The following is a 15,810-nucleotide window of genomic DNA, read 5'->3' on the forward strand; positions in this document are numbered from 1 at the left end:
ACACATGGCGCGCTGGTACATCATTCACGCCTATTCGGGTTTCGAGAACAAGGTTCGCGATTCGGTGCTTTCCGAAGCCGAACGCATGGGCCTGACCGATTTCGTCGAAGCTGTCGAAGTGCCGGTCGAAACCGTCACCGAGGTGAAGCGCGGCAAGAAGGTCCAGGCCGAGCGTAAATTCTTCCCGGGCTACGTCCTCGCCAAGCTGACGATGACCGACGATGTCTATCACCTCGTCAAGAACACGCCGAAGGTCACGGGCTTCCTCGGTTCGATGGGCAAGCCGCAGGCTATCAGCGAAGCCGAAGCCGCGCGCATCCTGAACAGCAAGGAAGAGGCCGCGGCTCGTCCGAAGCAGGAAATCCGCGTCGATTACGAAATCGGCGACCAGGTCAAGGTGCTCGACGGTCCTTTCGCCAGCTTCAACGGGCTGGTCGAGGAACTCGATTTCGAAAAGGCGCGCGTCAAGGTTTCGGTGTCGATCTTCGGTCGCGCCACTCCGGTCGAACTCGACTTCGAACAGGTCGAACGCTTCAAATAACATCGCGGCGCGCCTTTGCGGGTGCGTCCCAGCCAACGGATCAAAACTATGAGCCTCACTCCCGAAGAGATGCAGGCTCGGCTTGATCGCGTGCGCGAAATTCAGGCGAGCTTTTCACCGGAAAAGGTTGTTCGCGGGGTGACCCGGCTGTTCGACCTCGTCCCGGCCGACGAGCCCGACGAATTCACCTTTCCAGCGTTCGACAAGCCGACCCGCCAGCGCATCTTTGGCGGGCAGGTGATCGCGCAGGCGCTGGTGGCCGCCGCGCGCACCGTCGATTCCGGCAAGACGGCGCATTCGCTTCATGCCTATTTTCTGCGCGGGGGCGACGAGGCGAAGCCGCTCCATTTCCGTGTCCACCGCGATTTCGACGGACGCAGCTTTGCAAACCGCCGCGTCGTCGTACGGCAGGACGGCAAGGTCATCTTCAACTTGACCGCCTCGTTCCACGCGCCCGAGCCCGGCGCGGCGCACCAAGCCCCGATGCCCGACGTGCTGCCGCCCGAGGAATGCGCCGAGCTGGTCGAAAATCTGGCGGCCGATCCGAACGTCAGCGATGCGCAGCTTGAGCGGATGGCGCGGCTGCGGCCGTTCGAGACGCGCAATTTCCGCCCATCTTCGACCGAGCGAGGCACGACGCACTATCAATGGTATCGGCTCGCGGCGCCGATCGGCGACGATCCGCTGCTCCACCGTGCTTTCCTGGCCTATGTGTCGGACATGGGGCTGTTGTCCTCGTCGCTGCTGCCGCACGGCTTCACCTGGTCGACGCCGGGGCTGTTCTCGACCAGCCTCGACCATGCGATGTGGTTCCACGACGACATTCGCGTCGATGACTGGTTCGTCTATGTGATGGACAGCGACTGGACGGGCGGCAGCCGCGGGATCAACCGCGGGCTGATCTATCGCCGGGACGGCACGTTGATCGCCTCGGCGATGCAGGAAGGGCTGCTGCGCATCACGCCACCTGCGCCCGGCGCATAAGGCTTGTTTTCTGCGGCGTTTGCGCTTATGCGCGGCGCTTCGCGTCAGATAAGGGCGTGATTCCGCGCGGGAGGAAGGGGTGATGCCCTTCTGTTCGACCGCTAATTTTGAGTCCCGGATCGAGGTCCGGGGCGACAGAAAGACAGGAGGCCATCATGGCTAAGAAGATTAGCGGCTACATCAAGCTGCAGGTGCCCGCCGGCACCGCCAACCCGTCGCCGCCGCTTGGGCCGGCATTGGGTCAGCGCGGCGTCAACATCATGGAATTCTGCAAGGCGTTCAACGCCGCGACCGACGGTATGGAAAAGGGTACGCCTACCCCGACCATCATCACCGTGTTCGCCGACAAGAGCTTTTCGTTCGTCACGAAGACGCCGCCGGCAACCTACCTGATCAAGAAGGCCGCGAACCTGAAGTCGGGTTCGAAGGAGCCGGGCAAAATCAGCGGTGGCAAGATCGCGCGCTCGAAGCTCGCCGAAATCGCCGAGATCAAGATGAAGGATCTCAACGCGAACGACATCGAACAGGCAACGAAGATCATCGAGGGCAGCGCGCGCTCGATGGGCCTCGAAGTGACGGAGGGCTGAACCGATGGCAAAGCTGACCAAGAAGCAGAAGGCCCTCGAGGGCAAGGTTGACAGCCTCAAGCTGCACACCGTCGACGAAGCGCTGAAGACCGTTCGTGAACTGGCCTCGGCCAAGTTCGACGAAACGCTCGAAATCGCGATGAACCTTGGTGTCGATCCGCGCCACGCCGACCAGATGGTCCGCGGCGTCGTGACGCTGCCCGCCGGCACCGGCAAGGACGTCAAGGTTGCCGTGTTCGCGCGCGGCGACAACGCCGACAAGGCGCTGGCCGCCGGCGCCGACAAGGTCGGTGCCGAAGACCTGATGGAAGACATGCTCGCGGGTAACCTCGACTATGGCCGCGTCATCGCGACGCCGGACATGATGGGCATCGTCGGCCGCCTGGGCAAGACGCTGGGTCCGAAGGGCCTGATGCCGAACCCGAAGCTGGGCACCGTGACCCCGAACGTCGCCGAAGCCGTGAAGGCCGCCAAGGGCGGTCAGATCGAATTCCGCGTCGAAAAGGTCGGCATCATCCACGCCGGCCTCGGCAAGCTGTCGTTCGGCGAGGAAAAGCTCCGCCAGAACTTCGACGCCTTTGTCGACGCGATCGTCAAGGCGAAGCCGGCCGGCGCGAAGGGCAAATATGTCCGCAAGATCGCGCTGTCGTCGTCGATGGGCCCCGGCGTGAAGGTCGATACGGCCGACGTGACCGGCGCCTGATTGGCACGCCACTGAATTAGGGAAGGGCCGGGGGAAACTCCGGCCCTTTTCTTATGTCTGCCTTGGTGTGGGGAGCGGACGTCAGCTCAATTCCCTTCGGCACCCCGGACTTGATCCGGGGTCCCGCTTGAAATCGAAGGCGGTGAGTGGGTCAAAAAGCGGGATCCCGGATCAAGTCCGGGATGACGATGAAAGATAGGGCAGCTTCCGGTCGCTAGCGGTCACTCCGCCCGCCGAAACTCGATCAAATCCCATTTGTTGCCGTAGAGATCGAGGAACACTGCGACGGTGCCATATTCCGCCTCCAGCGGCTCGCGCTCGATCCGCACGCCTTTGTCGAGCAGGCGCTGATAGTCGCAGGCGAAATCGTCGGTCTCGAGGAACAGAAAGACGCGGCCCCCCGCCTGGTCGCCGATATACTTGACCTGTTCTTCATTGGAAGCCCGCGCCAGCAGGATCGTCGCCCCGCCCGGCGGGTTGCCCGGTGGTGCGACGAGTACCCAGCGCTTGCCCTGCGCCGGCTGATACTCGTCGGCAACGAGCGTGAAGCCCAAGGTCCCGACGTAAAAGTCGATCGCCTCGTCATACTCGCGCACGACGAGCGCGATATGGGCGAGCGATTGGCGGGGCATTCGCGGGGGGCGCGCCGCGCCGCGCCCGCCGCGAATGGCCCGATCATGGTGAGGAGCAGGCTCGTCGCCGCCAGCAGCTTGATCGCGCCGCGCCCTGACGGATCGAGCATGCCTGCGCCGAAGATCAGCATTGGTACCGCCAGCGGCAGGACGAGCAGTCCGCCGATCGCACTGCCGCCCTTGTGGTTCGCGGTCAGCGCGGCGCTTAATACAGCCAGCGAGGCCAGCGCCGGAATGGCGATGGCGATCCCGGTCGCGAGCAGTCCGAGGCGCTCCGCGTCCTGCGCCAGCAGCGCCGCCGCGGGGAACAGGGCGATCATCAGCGGCAGCCCGAAACCGATGGCATGCGCGCCGATCTTCATCGCTGCGATCACCTCGTCGGCAAAACCGCGCACCGCAAGCTGGTCGAGCACGCCCGCGTCCTTGTCGGGACGCACCAGTCGGTCGATCGGCAGCAGCGCCGCGAGCAGCGCCGCGACCCACACCATCCCGCCGCCGGCGCGCCGCAGCAACGGTGCGTCGGGACCCACGGCGAACGGGAAGGCGGTCGCGACGAGCAGGAAGAACAGCACCGGCAACCACAGTGCCCCGCTGCCCCACGCACGGCGGAGGTCGCGCCAGAAGAGGGCGATGAGCGCAGTCAAGCAAGCGCCCCCATGTCGAGCTCCGCCAGATCGGGGATGCCGAGCGCAAAGTGCGAGGCGAGCAGCACCGCGCCGCCGTTACTGCGGTGCTTTGCGATCGCTGCGACCAGCCGCGCCTGCGCCGCATCGTCCATCCCGTTCGCGGGCTCGTCGAGCAGCCAGATCGGCGCGCCGCTGGCGATCACGCGCACCATCGCCGCGCGCTTGCGCTGGCCGGTCGAGAGCATCGACACCGGCACCTCGGCGAGCGGCGCGAGCGCCATCTCATCCATTGCGCGGTCGACCGTGTGGCCGTCGACGGTGTCGACCCGCGCCCAGAAGTCGAGCGCGCGGCGCAGCGGCAGTTCGGTGTCGAGCGCCGATGCTTCGTCGATCAGTGCAATGCGTTCGCGGCGCTCGACGGTTCCGGCAGCGGGGCGCAGCAGTCCCGCGACGAGGCGGATCAGGCTCGACTTGCCCGCGCCATTGGGGCCGCGCAGCCACAGCGCGTCACCGCGGTTCAGCACCAGCGACAAATTCTCGAACAGCAGCCGGTCGCCGCGAATGCACGCTACGTTGTCCAGCCGCAGCAGTTCGGTCACGCCATATCCTCGAGCGCGTGCATATCGTCGTCGGAGAAGCCGAAATGATGGCCGATTTCATGGATCAGCACATGACGCACGAGCGTGTCGAGCCGTTCGCCGGTCTCGATCCATTCGACGAGGATCGGGATGCGATAGAGCGTCACCCGATCGGGCATCCCCCCGCTTTCGCCGATGCTCCGCTCGGTGAGCGGGCGACCCTCGTAGAGCCCCGTGAGCTCGTAGGGATGCTCGATGTCGAGCGAGGCGAGCACTTCGTCGTCGGCGAATTCCTCGATCGAGACGACCACTCCCTCGATATGCGGGACAAAGACCGCGGGCATATTCGCCAGCGCCGCCTCGGCCATCGCGAACAGTGCGTCGGCGTCGGGAGGACCGCCGGTCCATCCGGCAGGCAAATCGGGCAGGGCAGACTTGTCGCTCATCGCGCCCTTCCTTATGGCGGCGGCACGATATTGACCAGCGGGAGAAAGAAGATGGTGCAGAAACTCGACGATGCAGCGCGCGGCGCGCTGCTGGCCCGCTTTCCCGAATGGACGCACGAACCGGTGCGCGACGCGATCACGCGCCAGTTTAAATTCGCCGATTTCGCGCAGGCGTTCGGTTTCATGGCGAGCGTCGCGATCATCGCCGAGAAGATGGACCATCACCCCGAATGGTCGAATGTCTATAATCGCGTCGATATTCTGCTCACGACGCACGACGCCGACGGATTGTCGGACCGCGACGCGAAGCTCGCCGAGGCGATCGAGGCGCTACTGTAACCCGCCTGTGATTGTTGTTATCTTGCGCTGACGCCTCATGTCCTTACAAGCGGCGCAAAGCACAGCATAACACCCCAGGGGAGCCCACCGCATGACCGATAGCCTGTTCCGCCGCAAACCGATCGTTCCGGAACGGCGGGAGGGTGAGCAGGTGCTGGCGCGGACGCTGGGCTGGCCGCATCTGATCGCGCTCGGCGTCGGGGCGATCGTCGGCACGGGCATCCTGACCCTCATCGGCGTCGGCGCCGACAAGGCGGGGCCTGCGGTCATCCTGTCCTTCGGTATCGCGGGGCTGATCTGTGCCTGCGCCGCGCTTGCCTATGCCGAAATGGCGACGATGATCCCCGCCTCGGGCAGCGCCTATACCTACTCCTATGTCGTGATCGGCGAATTGCTCGCGTGGATCGTCGGGTGGAGCCTGATCCTCGAATATTCACTGGTGGTGAGCGCAGTCGCGGTCGGCTGGTCGGGCTATGCCGCGCCCTTGCTACAGGCGTGGGCGGGCTTCCCGATGGCGCTGATGCAGGGACCCGAACTCGGCGGCATCGTCAACCTGCCCGCGATCGCAATCATCGCGGTGGTCGCGGGGCTGCTGCTCGTCGGCACGCGCGAAAGCGCAACGCTCAATGCGATCCTCGTGCTGGTGAAGATCGTCGCGCTTGTCGTATTCGTCGCGGTTGCGCTGCCCGCCTTCAACGCCGCCAATCTCGAACCCTTCAGCCCCTATGGCTTTGCCAAGCATATGGGTCCTGATGGCGTCGAGCGCGGCGTGATGGCCGCGGCGGCGATCATCTTCTTCGCCTTCTACGGCTTCGACGCGATCGCGACGGCGGCCGAGGAAGCCAAGAATCCCGACCGCGATCTCAAGATCGGGATCGTCGGGTCGATGTTCGCCTGCGTGATCATCTATATCGCCGTCGCGGTCGCCGCGGTCGGCGCCATCGCCTACACGCGCTTTGCCAACAGCCCCGAGCCGCTCGCGCTGATCCTGCGCGAACTCGGCAGTCCGCTCGCGGCGCAATATCTCGCCGTTTCGGCGATCATCGCGCTGCCGACGGTCATCCTTGCCTTCTTCTATGGGCAGAGCCGTATCTTCTTCACGATGGCGCGCGACGGGCTGCTGCCCGCCAGCCTCGCCAAGCTGTCGTCGCGTGGGACGCCGGTGCGGATCACCATCTTCACCGCGCTCGTCGTCGCGGTGCTCGCGGGCTTCATCCCGCTCGGTGAACTCGCCGCGCTCGCCAATGCGGGGACGCTCGCGGCCTTCACCGCGGTGTCGATCTGCATGCTCATCATGCGCCGCCGCGCGCCCGATGCGCCGCGGACCTTCCGCGCGCCAATGCCGTGGGTGGTCGGCGGCATCGCGGTTCTCGGCTGTATCTACCTCTTCTTCAGCCTGCCGGTGCAGACGCAGTTCTGGTTCCTCGTGTGGAATGTCGGCGGGCTGGCCGTCTATTTCCTCTACGCCCGCCGACACGCCATCGTCGGTTAGTCCTAGTCGAACAATTCGCTGAGGAAGCTCTTCTTATAGTGCTTCTTGTACGGCTTGCCGCCGTAATGGCGGTCATCATAGCCGTGTTCGCGATATTGCGGCTGTGACGGCGGCGGGGGCGGGGCCGACGCGCGCGGCGCGGGAGCAGGCGCGCTGGCGGCTTCGCTGCGCTCGATGATCTTGTCGAGTTCGCCGCGATCGAGCCATACGCCGCGGCATTGGGGGCAATAGTCGATCTCGATTCCCTGCCGTTCCGACATGGTCAGGTTCACGCGGCAGGTCGGGCAAAGCAGCCCTTGGGCATCGGACACGAAATTTCCTTTCATCGCAAAGGCGACCGGGTGAGCCGCCGTCCCTCTAACGTGTCATGGCTATGGTGCGTTCCGCAAACAGAAAAGGCCCCGCTCCGACCGGGGAGGCGGAGCGGGGCCGAGTTTTGCCGTGCTCTGTTCAGCTGTCGGCTTCGAACGCCAGCAAGTCGCCGGGCTGGCATTCGAGTTCGGTGCAGATCGCCTCGAGCGTCGAGAAGCGCATCGCCTTCGCTTTGCCGGTCTTGAGGATCGACAAATTGGCGAGCGTGATGCCGATGCGGTCGGACAGGTCGGTCAGCGTCATCCGCTTCGCGTAGAGCAGGTCATCCAGTTTCACGACGATCGCCATCACACGGTCCCTTCCAGCTCGTCGCGCATCGCGGTGCCCTGTTCGAACACCGCCGCGAGGACGAAGGCGAGCAGGATCGCGAGCAAATTGCCGAGCGAGATGCCACCCATGTCGGCGAACGCGCTGCCCGCTTTCGCGATGCTGCTGGCGGTCCAGTGCAGCGGGATCGCCAGCAACTGGACGGCAACGAGCGCCCAGCCGACCCGGCGCAGCCGGGTCGCGTTCGCAGCGATGAAGGGATCGCGCGCCGCGCTAGCCACGAGCGCCTGAAACTGACGGATTATGTAAGCCGCCCCGGCGAGGATGGCGAAGAGCAGCCCCAGCAGCAGGCCAACCGGGAGCCGAAGCGTCGTGACATCGACGAATTCGGGGCTGTCGCGGAATCCGGCCATGACTTCGGGCCAGGCGACGACCAGCGCGACCGCGATGCCGGCGACGAGCAGCGCGGACGCCACGATCAGCCCGAGGATCAGCCAGAGCAGCCCGCGCGTCGCGCCGAGCAGGGTGTAGTTGGGAACAGGCATATCGTTCTCCGATAGATTGCTTATCGAAGAACAATATATCAAGTCCGACTTATCGTCAATCGATATTATCGAAAAACGATAACTGGCCGCCCTGGCGACCAGCCGTACCTCCCCCCTTCATCACTCCGGACTTGATCCGGGGTCCATGACGGCATGTGCCGTGCTTCCGATCGAGGGCGTTGTGGATCCCGGATCAAGTCCGGGATGACGAAGGGGGTCAAGCCGCCTGCCAGTCGAACGCCAGCGGCGCTTCGCGAAAGGCGAAGCGGTCGAGGTGGCGCGCCACCACGCCCTTCATCGCCTCGACATGGTCGGCGCTGCTGGCGTCGATGCGGACCGACAGCGCGTCGGGTCCGGCATCGAACGTCACCAGCGCATCGCCCGCCCATGTCGCGCCGCGTGCGTCCTTGGGGAAGGCCACGGTGCCGTGGTCGGGTGTGAATTCGACCGCGAGATTATGCTGCCAATGCTTGCACAGTTGCTGGAGATATTTGCTCGCGTGCGCCGTGGGCACGTTGGCGACAGCGCTGCCCATCACAGCCGCTCGATCTTTTGCGCCGCCTCGTCGATCAGCGCGACGATGTCGTGCAGCGCCGCATTGTCGAGGTCGCGGTCGCCGAGCCGGTTCATCAGGACCTGGCGCAGGTTGCCCATCGCGCGGCGCACCGATGCCGAGTCCGTCCGCTGCGTTTCCTCGCCGACCGCGGTCAGGCGGGTGATCGCGGCGTCGACGATCTCGCTATTCGCTTCGAGTTCGGCGCGTCCCGCATCGGTGATCGCGAACAGCTTTTTCGCGCCGTCGCTCTCTTGCGCTTCGATCAGGCCCATGTCGTCGAGCATCGTCAGCGTTGGATAGATGACGCCGGGGCTCGGCGCATAGCTGCCGCCGGTGAGTTCCTCGATGTGGCGGATCAGGTCGTAACCGTGGCGCGGTTCGTCGGCGATCAGCTTGAGCAATACGAGCCGAAGCTCGCCGCCGTCGAACATCCGCCGTCGCTCGCCCCGGCCACCGCCACGACGGCCACCGCCAAAGCCATGCCCGAACCCGTGGCCAAAGCCGCGACCGCCGCGATGCATCGCATGCCGCCCGCCGCAACCGTGGCCTTCCATTTTCGCATAGAATATCATTTTTCGTTCCTTAGAGTGATTCTAGATGCGTCTAAGATATATCTTAAGATGCGATATGCAAGAGGCTTCAGGAAAAATTCTCGACGGAAATGCGGGGCGATCAGCCTTGGCGTGCGAAGCGCAAGTGAATCAGCGGATAGGCCCGCTCTTGGCCATCGCGCTCCGACCGGCCGGTGGGTACGAAGCCCAAGCGCTCGTAAAAGCCGACGGCTTGCCCATTCTGTTCGTTCACTTCGGTCGTCAGCGTCGGATGGTGTTCCAGCGCATGCGCGACCAGCGCTCGCCCGACACCGGCACCGCGATATGCGGGATCGATGAACAGCGCCTCCATGCTCGATCCGTCGAGCAGCATGAAGCCGATCGGCCGATCATCGGCATCGACCGCGAGCCAGAGCGATGCTGCGGGAAGGAATGACTGGACTTCGGCTTCGATTGCGACGCGATCCTCGGCCGTCAGAAAGTCGTGCGTCGCATCGACGGCGTCGCGCCAGATCTCGACAGCGCGGTCGCCGTCGGCGGGCGTCGATTGTCGGATCCGTATCATGACCGGGGCTTTAGTCGATCGCGACAAGGCTCGCCAAGTCCGAAGGCGACCGAAATCCCGCCATCGGCCTTGACTCTGCGCCCATCGACGCTATTAGCACCCCCGTGTTGTCCCGGTCTCGGCCGTGGCAATTCCGTCCGAGACAGTTGGTGAAGGGGATTTGCCCTTCTTAATTTCCAGCCGAGACGGGGAACAGTCTTTTTCGGTCGCCCGCCTGTATTCAGGCGACGCGTCTTGACCGACCCCATCGGACATCGTTGCGCAAATGCAGGCGAGCCTTGGCTCGCGTCTGTCTTTGCGTGTGTTAGCCGCCCGGCGGCGCATGCGTTTCGGCGTGGGCGCATCCGGGCAGATGAGTGGAGTATAGGCATGGATCGTACGGAAAAGGCCGAAGCCGTATCCTCGCTGAACGCTACGCTGGGATCAGCTGCTGCTGTTGTGGTCGTCCGCAACCTCGGCATGACCGTCGCTCAGTCGACGGTGCTGCGCCAGCAGATGCGCGATGCAGGGGCCGACTTTCGCGTCACGAAGAACCGTCTTGCCAAAATCGCGCTCGATGGCACGTCCTACACCGGTATCGGCGAACTGCTGACCGGTCCCACGGCCCTCGCAACCTCGACCGATCCGGTCTCGGCTGCGAAGATCGCCGTGGAATTTGCCAAGACCAACGACAAGCTTGAAATCGTTGGTGGCGGCATGGGCGACGTGGTCCTCGACGTAGATGGCGTGAAGGCGCTTGCTTCGCTTCCCTCGCTCGACGAGCTCCGCGCCAAGATCATCGGTCTGGTGCAGGCTCCGGCCACCAAGGTTGCGCAGATTGCCGCAGCCCCGGCGGGCCAGTTGGCGCGGGTTTTTGGCGCATATGCCGCCAAAGAAGCAGCGTGATTTCGAACTAACCCTTTAAACTTACTACCGGGATATCCCGGTTCTGATGGAGAATGAACATGGCTGATCTTGCAAAGATCGTTGAAGAACTGTCGGCGCTGACCGTCCTCGAAGCGGCTGACCTGTCGAAGCTGCTCGAAGAAAAGTGGGGCGTTTCGGCTGCCGCTGCTGTTGCTGCCGCTCCGGCTGCTGCCGCTGCTGGCCCGGCTGCTGAAGAGCAGACCGAATTCGACGTCATCCTGACGGGTGACGGCGGCAACAAGATCAACGTGATTAAGGAAGTCCGTGCGATCACCGGTCTGGGTCTGGGCGAAGCCAAGGCACTCGTCGAAGGCGCACCGAAGGCCATCAAGGAAGGCGTGAACAAGGCAGAAGCTGAAGAGCTGAAGGCCAAGATTCTCGCTGCCGGCGGCACCGTCGAACTGAAGTAATTCGGTTGGATGGGTTCCGGCCGGATCATCCGGCCGGGTTCCAGCGAAAAAGAATAAGGGCGGCGCCGCGAGGCACCGCCCTTTTTCTATGCGGTGAGGGGACCACCGCGGATGATCGGGCGCTCAGCTCTTGGAATAGCCCGGGCGGAAGCTGGTCGACGTGCGGACACGCGCGGGTTCGGGGCGGCGCACATCCTGTTCCTGCGTCGCGGGGGCAGGGCGCTGGGCGATTTCCCAAGCGCTGACCGGCTTGCGGGTCATGTCCTTCTGCGCGCCGAGCGTCTCGTCATAGACGGTGCGTTCCTGGCGATCGAGGAAACGCGCATGCTTCAGCCGCTTGCTGAGCGTCGCAAAGGGATTGTCGTCGGTCGGCCCGGCCATCGCCATCGCTTCGTGACGACCCATGCTTCCGCTCGGCGCGGCGACGAAGGCCGGAACCGTTCGCGGCGCGACTTCTTCCTCTTCGGGCGGGGCATAGGCGGGCGTGATCCACGGCTGCGTCTCGCCGGTCACCGGCTCGGCTGCGGCAACGGACGCGGGCTCATATTCATACGCCGTGGCTTCCGCACCGACCGCGCGGCGGCGGCGAGCGAAGGCCAATCCGGCGCCGCCGATGATCAGCAGCGCGGCTGCGCCGCCGGCGATCTCCCACGGGAACGCATCGCCGGTCGTGCTCGCGGTTTCGGCGGGCAGCGGTGCCGGTTCGGCGATCGGTTCGGCCGGCGCTGCCATCGGTGCGGCGATCGGCGTGGCTTCCTCGATCAAGGGAGCCTCGGCGGCCGGTGCCGCGACAGGGGTGGCAGCCGCTGCGACGGGCGCCGCGGGGCGCGCACGCGGCGCCGCGCGTTCGGCGCGCGCCGGAGCGGGCGCTGCGGCGCGTTCTGCGGTCTTGGGTGCGGGTGCAGTCTTTTCGGCGGGGATGTCCAGCGGGACGCGGATGACCGGGGCGGGCGCGGCAGGCTGTGCGGTCTGCGGGGTTGCGACCGGGGCGGTGGTGCTCGGTTCGGGGACCGTCGGCGGGGTCTGCGGCGTCGGCGCCGCGACCGGCGGAGTCATCGTAACGGTCGGGGCTTCCTGCGCAAAAGCGCCGGGGGTGGACAGAACCAGGAACGCGGCAATCGCGCTCATGGCGGGGCGGGAGAGGGCGATATTTCTTGTCATAGTGAAGCACGAACGAGCCACTCGCCGAAAATGCTGCTCGGACAACGCGGTTTCCGGGATGAGCCGTGGCTGCCGAACGGCGCGGCGAGGATTCCGGTGCGGCTGGTCGTGCCGTCACACCATTTTTGCGATCGGGCGGACCGGTGCGATCGATCGCCCGGGCCGGGTCCGCGAGCACGCATTCCCAGGGACGTGCGCTTCAATATGACAGGGGTTTTGCGTTTTGGTGTCGGCCGGGTCACCAATCCGTCATTCGCGCGCAACCTTGCCGTGATCAACGCCGCACATGGAAACCACCGACCTTGCCCCGACCCGGCTGCCGAACCAGCTGCGCGAAACGCAGCGGCTGCTGTTCATCGCCAAGCATGCACGCTGGACCGGCGGGCTGCATGCCGATGACGGCAATCACGCGCTTTATCACCGCGAAATGCGCGAGACGCTCGAAGCGATCGGCATCGAACTGCTGATCGCCGATAGCTACGCCGCGCTGTTCGACCGGCCTGCCGCCGATTTCGTCTTCCCGCTGCTCAATCGCGGCGGCTTCTTCAATTCCGAAATGCTGCTGCCCTTGCTCTGCAACCAGCATGGCCTGCCCTACCTTGGCGCCTCGCCGATCGTGCGCGGCCTGTCCGACGACAAGCATCTGACCAAGCTCGAGGCCGCGGCGCGCGGCGTGCCGACCGCGCCCTGGGCGCTGTTCCGCCGCGGCGCGCCGGTCGACGTGTCGCGCTGCCCGCCGGCGCGGCGCTGGGTGATCAAGCCGAACAACAGCTCGGCCTCGTGGGGCGTCCGCGACGCGCACGACCGGGTGCAACTTGCGCAGGCGGTCACCGAAATCCATGCGCTCGACCATGATGCGCTCGTCGAGCCCTTTATCGACGGCAGCGATATCGAGGTGCCCGTGATCACGCTCGATGGCGAACCCGCGATGCTGCCGATGATGATTTTCGAGCAGGACGATCCGACCCAGCTTCGTACCTATCAGGAAAAGCGCGACCTCGTCGGCAACGTCGGATATTGCATCAAGCGGTTCGGCGATCCGGCGATTGCGGCACGGATTATCGACTATACGAAGCGGATGGCCGATATCTTCCGCCCGTTCGATTATGGCCGGTTCGAGTTTCGCGTCGATCACACGACCGGCGACGTCCGGCTGCTCGAGGTCAATCTCAACTGCAATCTGTGGTCCGAAAAACTGTTCTCGCGCTCCGCCGTCGCGGCGGGCTTCACCCACGCGGCGCTGATCGAAACGATCGTCGCCGAAAGCATGATCCGTCAGATTGCGCCCGCCGCGGCGCGGCGGAGCGCCGCATGAGCGGGTCGATCCTGATCCTTGCCGGGCGCCGCGCCGGGGCCATCGATGCGCTCGCCGAGGCATCTGGCGTCGGCGACAAATGCCTTGTGCCGGTCGCGGGGCGGCCGATGATCGCGCATGTTCTGGAAAGCGCGGCCGATAGCAGTGCGCGGCAGGTGTTCGTTTCGACGCATCACGCGGCGCTGCTCGCCGAATTGAACGACCCGGTCGTCGATCTGCTCGGCGACCGGCTGATCATCGTACCTGCGGCCGATAATCTGGCGGATTCGGTTCTCGCGGTCGCGGTCGTGGCCAGCTTCCCGCTGCTCGTCACGACCGCAGATAATTGCTTGCTGACCTCCGCGACGATCGCCGAGATCGAAACCGAGGCGGAACGGCTCGGCGCCGATGCCGGGGTCGCGCTGGCGCGGCGCGAGGATGTGCTGGCGGTCCATCCCGAAGGCCAGCGGCGCTTTTACGAGTTTTCCGACGTAGCGGTATCGAACTGCAATGCCTATTGGATCGGGCATCCGAACGCGCTCCGCGCGGCCGAGGCGTTTCGCGGCGGCGGCCAGTTCGTCAAGAAGCCGTTTCGCGTGATGCAGGCGTTCGGCCTGATCAACCTGCTCCGTTTCCGCTTCGGGCTCGGTCCGATCCACCACATCTTCCAGCGCATTTCGCGCCATCTGGACGTCGAAATCGCCCCGCTGCTGGTGAGCAACGGGGCGACGGCGATCGATGTCGACAATGAAAGGTCGCTGCGCGTGACCGAGGCGCTGATGAAGCGCCCCGACATCGTCAATCCGCGACCCAGTTCCCGTGAAAGCCGGGGGGAACCCGGTGCGGCAGATGCACGACAGCTTGCGGTGACCCGGTAAAGTCGTCGGCGTTGAGGATGACGAGCGCGGTCGTCTCGTCATTCATGTTCACGACCAGCCCGATCAGCCAGCCGTCGTCTTCTGCACCATCGTCGCTACGCGGGACAAACACGAACTCGCCCGGATGGCGGCCGGGGCCGAAGTCATGGATGTCGGTTGAGGCCTTTGCGAGGTCGTGACGGAACAGCCGGGTGTCGGCCATCGCCCATTCGATGCTCTCGCCGTCGGGCATCGCGACGCTGTAGACATAGCGATAAGGCTTGGTGGTCAGCCGTTCGTCATAGCGAGGAAATTCCTGCGCATGATCGTGGATCACCGAGCGGACCGTCGTTTTCGTCACCGGGTCAATCGTCCAGCGTTCCATGCGCGACTTTTCGCTATCCGGGCCGCGCGTTGAATGGGCGAACATCGTGTCGTGCACGACCACGTCGACGATCACCTTGCCATCCGCGGTTTCAAACGCGTTGGCGGGGTGGAAGACATAGCAGGGTTCGACGGGAACCCAGATGACTTCGTCACCGCGGCCCTTACGGGGGAGCAGGCCGACGCGTGCCTGATGCGCGTCGTTCCACGCATAGGGGAAACGATAGCCCGCGAGCAGCATCTTCATCGAGAAGGTGACAGGCAGGTCGAAGATAAGGGCATAGCTTGCAGTGATCGCGCAATCGTGGATCGACGGGCCGTCGCTGACTGCCACCGCTTCTTCGCGGACGACATGTGCTTGGCTGTCGAGCACGACGTGCCAGACCTTGTTCGGTTCGTCGCCGCGATAGGTGATCGCGTGCATTTCGTCGGTAAGCGGGTCGTGATGCGGGTGCGCGGTGTAGGCGCCGGCCAATGTGCCGTCGAACGGGTTGTGCGCGATCGTGTTCAGTTCATAGCCGAGCTCGACGGGCTTGCCGCCGGCTTCGACGATCGCGAAGGTGCGGCCCGCGAGGCCGACGACATTGGTGTTTGGCGCGTCGCTGGTTTCGCGCGGCCCCGGGGGCAGTTCCTCGCCGAGCACGGCGCATGCCTCGCTGCCGCGGACCCAGCGATTGCGATACCAGTCGGCCTTGCCGCCTTCGATGCGGAGGCCGTGGACCATGCCGGCGCCGGTGAACCAGTGGTAGCTGGCGGGATCGGGGGCGGCCGCGGGGTTCGGCCCGTTGCGCAGGTAGCGGCCGGTCAGCGCCGCGGGGATTTCGCCCTCGACGCGCAATTGCTCCAGCGTGACCTCTTCGGTCATCGGTTTGTGGATGCCCGTCAGGAACGGGTGCGCGTCGGTGGGGCGGGGGAGGCGCTTGCGGTTGAAGTCGGCGACCTTGCCGATGCCTTTGACAACCGCGCCGCGGATCAGGGTTTCGACGTTGCTTGCCATGATATTGCTCCTTACGG

The 15,810-nt window shown here is 64.9% G+C and carries 21 protein-coding genes and 1 pseudogene; 10 read left to right on the plus strand and 12 right to left on the minus strand.

What is annotated here, in order from left to right:
- The first annotated feature begins 4 nt into the window (after positions 1–4).
- The 4 genes from nusG to rplA all read left to right on the plus strand — a co-directional run bounded on the left by nusG (position 5) and on the right by rplA (position 2,815).
- Entirely contained in the window at positions 5–541 is a 537-nt protein-coding gene (gene nusG, locus FG91_RS14240) for a transcription termination/antitermination protein NusG (protein ID WP_037516051.1), read from the plus strand.
- 48 nt (positions 542–589) lie between these two features.
- Positions 590–1,525 (plus strand): acyl-CoA thioesterase, encoded by a 936-nt coding sequence (locus FG91_RS14245; RefSeq protein ID WP_081940603.1) that lies wholly within the window; start codon positions 590–592, stop codon positions 1,523–1,525.
- 155 nt (positions 1,526–1,680) lie between these two features.
- Complete coding sequence (gene rplK, locus FG91_RS14250) at positions 1,681–2,112, plus strand: 50S ribosomal protein L11 (protein WP_037516054.1); 432 nt, start codon at positions 1,681–1,683, stop codon at positions 2,110–2,112.
- A 4-nt stretch (positions 2,113–2,116) separates the two neighbouring features.
- Entirely contained in the window at positions 2,117–2,815 is a 699-nt protein-coding gene (gene rplA / locus FG91_RS14255) for a 50S ribosomal protein L1 (protein ID WP_037516057.1), read from the plus strand.
- 221 nt (positions 2,816–3,036) lie between these two features.
- Here rplA and FG91_RS14260 read toward each other — a convergent pair whose 3' ends face one another.
- The 4 genes and pseudogenes from FG91_RS14260 to FG91_RS14270 all read right to left on the minus strand — a co-directional run bounded on the left by FG91_RS14260 (position 3,037) and on the right by FG91_RS14270 (position 5,097).
- Positions 3,037–3,447, minus strand: a complete 411-nt coding sequence (locus FG91_RS14260) for a VOC family protein (protein WP_037516060.1) — start codon at positions 3,445–3,447, stop codon at positions 3,037–3,039.
- Positions 3,447–4,091 (minus strand): annotated as a pseudogene (locus FG91_RS21495) (heme exporter protein CcmB); the annotation flags it as partial. The pseudogene FG91_RS21495 and the gene FG91_RS14260, both read right to left, overlap by 1 nt.
- Positions 4,088–4,672, minus strand: coding sequence for a heme ABC exporter ATP-binding protein CcmA (gene ccmA, locus FG91_RS14265; RefSeq protein ID WP_037516063.1), 585 nt, complete (start codon positions 4,670–4,672; stop codon positions 4,088–4,090). The pseudogene FG91_RS21495 and the gene ccmA, both read right to left, overlap by 4 nt.
- Positions 4,669–5,097, minus strand: coding sequence for a metallopeptidase family protein (locus FG91_RS14270; protein WP_037516066.1), 429 nt, complete (start codon positions 5,095–5,097; stop codon positions 4,669–4,671). The genes ccmA and FG91_RS14270 overlap by 4 nt, the downstream gene beginning before the upstream one ends.
- A gap of 51 nt (positions 5,098–5,148) precedes the next feature.
- Here FG91_RS14270 and FG91_RS14275 point away from each other — a divergent pair, with 51 nt between their 5' ends.
- Together FG91_RS14275 and FG91_RS14280 are read left to right on the plus strand one after the other, a co-directional pair.
- Complete coding sequence (locus FG91_RS14275; RefSeq protein ID WP_037516068.1) at positions 5,149–5,436, plus strand: 4a-hydroxytetrahydrobiopterin dehydratase; 288 nt, start codon at positions 5,149–5,151, stop codon at positions 5,434–5,436.
- Between the two features lie 91 nt (positions 5,437–5,527).
- Entirely contained in the window at positions 5,528–6,928 is a 1,401-nt protein-coding gene (locus tag FG91_RS14280) for an amino acid permease (protein WP_037516070.1), read from the plus strand.
- A gap of 2 nt (positions 6,929–6,930) precedes the next feature.
- Here the strand turns inward: FG91_RS14280 and FG91_RS14285 are convergent, their stop codons facing one another.
- The 6 genes from FG91_RS14285 to FG91_RS14310 form a co-directional block, all read right to left on the minus strand.
- Complete coding sequence (locus FG91_RS14285; protein WP_268746381.1) at positions 6,931–7,239, minus strand: TFIIB-type zinc ribbon-containing protein; 309 nt, start codon at positions 7,237–7,239, stop codon at positions 6,931–6,933.
- Between the two features lie 139 nt (positions 7,240–7,378).
- The gene (locus FG91_RS14290) at positions 7,379–7,588 is read right to left on the minus strand and encodes a helix-turn-helix domain-containing protein (protein WP_037516075.1); all 210 of its coding nucleotides are present in this window, start codon (positions 7,586–7,588) and stop codon (positions 7,379–7,381) included.
- Positions 7,588–8,112, minus strand: coding sequence for a DUF2975 domain-containing protein (locus tag FG91_RS21065; protein WP_052187621.1), 525 nt, complete (start codon positions 8,110–8,112; stop codon positions 7,588–7,590). The genes FG91_RS14290 and FG91_RS21065 overlap by 1 nt, the downstream gene beginning before the upstream one ends.
- A gap of 217 nt (positions 8,113–8,329) precedes the next feature.
- Positions 8,330–8,647 (minus strand): DUF2218 domain-containing protein, encoded by a 318-nt coding sequence (locus FG91_RS14300; RefSeq protein WP_037516078.1) that lies wholly within the window; start codon positions 8,645–8,647, stop codon positions 8,330–8,332.
- The gene (locus FG91_RS14305) at positions 8,647–9,240 is read right to left on the minus strand and encodes a PadR family transcriptional regulator (RefSeq protein WP_235212049.1); all 594 of its coding nucleotides are present in this window, start codon (positions 9,238–9,240) and stop codon (positions 8,647–8,649) included. Before FG91_RS14305 ends, FG91_RS14300 begins: the two co-directional genes overlap by 1 nt.
- Positions 9,241–9,340: 100 nt before the next feature.
- Entirely contained in the window at positions 9,341–9,784 is a 444-nt protein-coding gene (locus tag FG91_RS14310; protein ID WP_037516084.1) for an acetyltransferase, read from the minus strand.
- Between the two features lie 369 nt (positions 9,785–10,153).
- Here FG91_RS14310 and rplJ point away from each other — a divergent pair, with 369 nt between their 5' ends.
- Complete coding sequence (gene rplJ / locus FG91_RS14315; protein ID WP_037516086.1) at positions 10,154–10,669, plus strand: 50S ribosomal protein L10; 516 nt, start codon at positions 10,154–10,156, stop codon at positions 10,667–10,669.
- Positions 10,670–10,728: 59 nt separating this feature from the next.
- The gene (rplL, locus tag FG91_RS14320) at positions 10,729–11,100 is read left to right on the plus strand and encodes a 50S ribosomal protein L7/L12 (protein ID WP_037516187.1); all 372 of its coding nucleotides are present in this window, start codon (positions 10,729–10,731) and stop codon (positions 11,098–11,100) included.
- A 123-nt stretch (positions 11,101–11,223) separates the two neighbouring features.
- Here the strand turns inward: rplL and FG91_RS21070 are convergent, their stop codons facing one another.
- Positions 11,224–12,228, minus strand: a complete 1,005-nt coding sequence (locus FG91_RS21070) for a hypothetical protein (protein ID WP_052187622.1) — start codon at positions 12,226–12,228, stop codon at positions 11,224–11,226.
- A gap of 319 nt (positions 12,229–12,547) precedes the next feature.
- Here FG91_RS21070 and FG91_RS14330 point away from each other — a divergent pair, with 319 nt between their 5' ends.
- On the plus strand, positions 12,548–13,576 hold the full coding sequence (locus FG91_RS14330) for a D-alanine--D-alanine ligase family protein (protein WP_052187623.1): 1,029 nt from the start codon (positions 12,548–12,550) through the stop codon (positions 13,574–13,576).
- Positions 13,573–14,433: a nucleotidyltransferase family protein gene (locus FG91_RS14335; RefSeq protein ID WP_081940604.1), complete on the plus strand. Its 861-nt coding sequence runs from the start codon at positions 13,573–13,575 to the stop codon at positions 14,431–14,433. The genes FG91_RS14330 and FG91_RS14335 overlap by 4 nt, the downstream gene beginning before the upstream one ends.
- Here the strand turns inward: FG91_RS14335 and FG91_RS14340 are convergent.
- The gene (locus FG91_RS14340) at positions 14,354–15,793 is read right to left on the minus strand and encodes an 8'-apo-carotenoid 13,14-cleaving dioxygenase (RefSeq protein WP_037516088.1); all 1,440 of its coding nucleotides are present in this window, start codon (positions 15,791–15,793) and stop codon (positions 14,354–14,356) included. The genes FG91_RS14335 and FG91_RS14340 overlap by 80 nt on opposite strands.
- Positions 15,794–15,810 lie beyond the last annotated feature (17 nt).

Source organism: Sphingopyxis sp. LC81 (genome assembly GCF_000756375.1).
In the GTDB taxonomy this organism is placed as follows: Bacteria; Pseudomonadota; Alphaproteobacteria; order Sphingomonadales; family Sphingomonadaceae; genus Sphingopyxis.

What these genes read in the sequence shown, in the direction of transcription:
- FG91_RS14330 (WP_052187623.1), top strand. Translation starts at nt 12,548, where the DNA reads ATGGAAACCACCGACCTTGCCCCGACCCGGCTGCCGAACCAGCTGCGC.
- FG91_RS14335 (WP_081940604.1), top strand. Translation starts at nt 13,573, where the DNA reads ATGAGCGGGTCGATCCTGATCCTTGCCGGGCGCCGCGCCGGGGCCATC.
- FG91_RS14280 (WP_037516070.1), top strand. Translation starts at nt 5,528, where the DNA reads ATGACCGATAGCCTGTTCCGCCGCAAACCGATCGTTCCGGAACGGCGG.
- FG91_RS14310 (WP_037516084.1), bottom strand. Translation starts at nt 9,784, where the DNA reads ATGATACGGATCCGACAATCGACGCCCGCCGACGGCGACCGCGCTGTC.
- nusG (WP_037516051.1), top strand. Translation starts at nt 5, where the DNA reads ATGGCGCGCTGGTACATCATTCACGCCTATTCGGGTTTCGAGAACAAG.
- FG91_RS14260 (WP_037516060.1), bottom strand. Translation starts at nt 3,447, where the DNA reads ATGCCCCGCCAATCGCTCGCCCATATCGCGCTCGTCGTGCGCGAGTAT.
- FG91_RS14340 (WP_037516088.1), bottom strand. Translation starts at nt 15,793, where the DNA reads ATGGCAAGCAACGTCGAAACCCTGATCCGCGGCGCGGTTGTCAAAGGC.
- FG91_RS14290 (WP_037516075.1), bottom strand. Translation starts at nt 7,588, where the DNA reads ATGGCGATCGTCGTGAAACTGGATGACCTGCTCTACGCGAAGCGGATG.
- FG91_RS14270 (WP_037516066.1), bottom strand. Translation starts at nt 5,097, where the DNA reads ATGAGCGACAAGTCTGCCCTGCCCGATTTGCCTGCCGGATGGACCGGC.
- FG91_RS21065 (WP_052187621.1), bottom strand. Translation starts at nt 8,112, where the DNA reads ATGCCTGTTCCCAACTACACCCTGCTCGGCGCGACGCGCGGGCTGCTC.
- rplK (WP_037516054.1), top strand. Translation starts at nt 1,681, where the DNA reads ATGGCTAAGAAGATTAGCGGCTACATCAAGCTGCAGGTGCCCGCCGGC.
- FG91_RS21070 (WP_052187622.1), bottom strand. Translation starts at nt 12,228, where the DNA reads ATGAGCGCGATTGCCGCGTTCCTGGTTCTGTCCACCCCCGGCGCTTTT.
- rplL (WP_037516187.1), top strand. Translation starts at nt 10,729, where the DNA reads ATGGCTGATCTTGCAAAGATCGTTGAAGAACTGTCGGCGCTGACCGTC.
- FG91_RS14300 (WP_037516078.1), bottom strand. Translation starts at nt 8,647, where the DNA reads ATGGGCAGCGCTGTCGCCAACGTGCCCACGGCGCACGCGAGCAAATAT.
- FG91_RS14275 (WP_037516068.1), top strand. Translation starts at nt 5,149, where the DNA reads ATGGTGCAGAAACTCGACGATGCAGCGCGCGGCGCGCTGCTGGCCCGC.
- FG91_RS14305 (WP_235212049.1), bottom strand. Translation starts at nt 9,240, where the DNA reads ATGATATTCTATGCGAAAATGGAAGGCCACGGTTGCGGCGGGCGGCAT.
- rplJ (WP_037516086.1), top strand. Translation starts at nt 10,154, where the DNA reads ATGGATCGTACGGAAAAGGCCGAAGCCGTATCCTCGCTGAACGCTACG.
- FG91_RS14245 (WP_081940603.1), top strand. Translation starts at nt 590, where the DNA reads ATGAGCCTCACTCCCGAAGAGATGCAGGCTCGGCTTGATCGCGTGCGC.
- rplA (WP_037516057.1), top strand. Translation starts at nt 2,117, where the DNA reads ATGGCAAAGCTGACCAAGAAGCAGAAGGCCCTCGAGGGCAAGGTTGAC.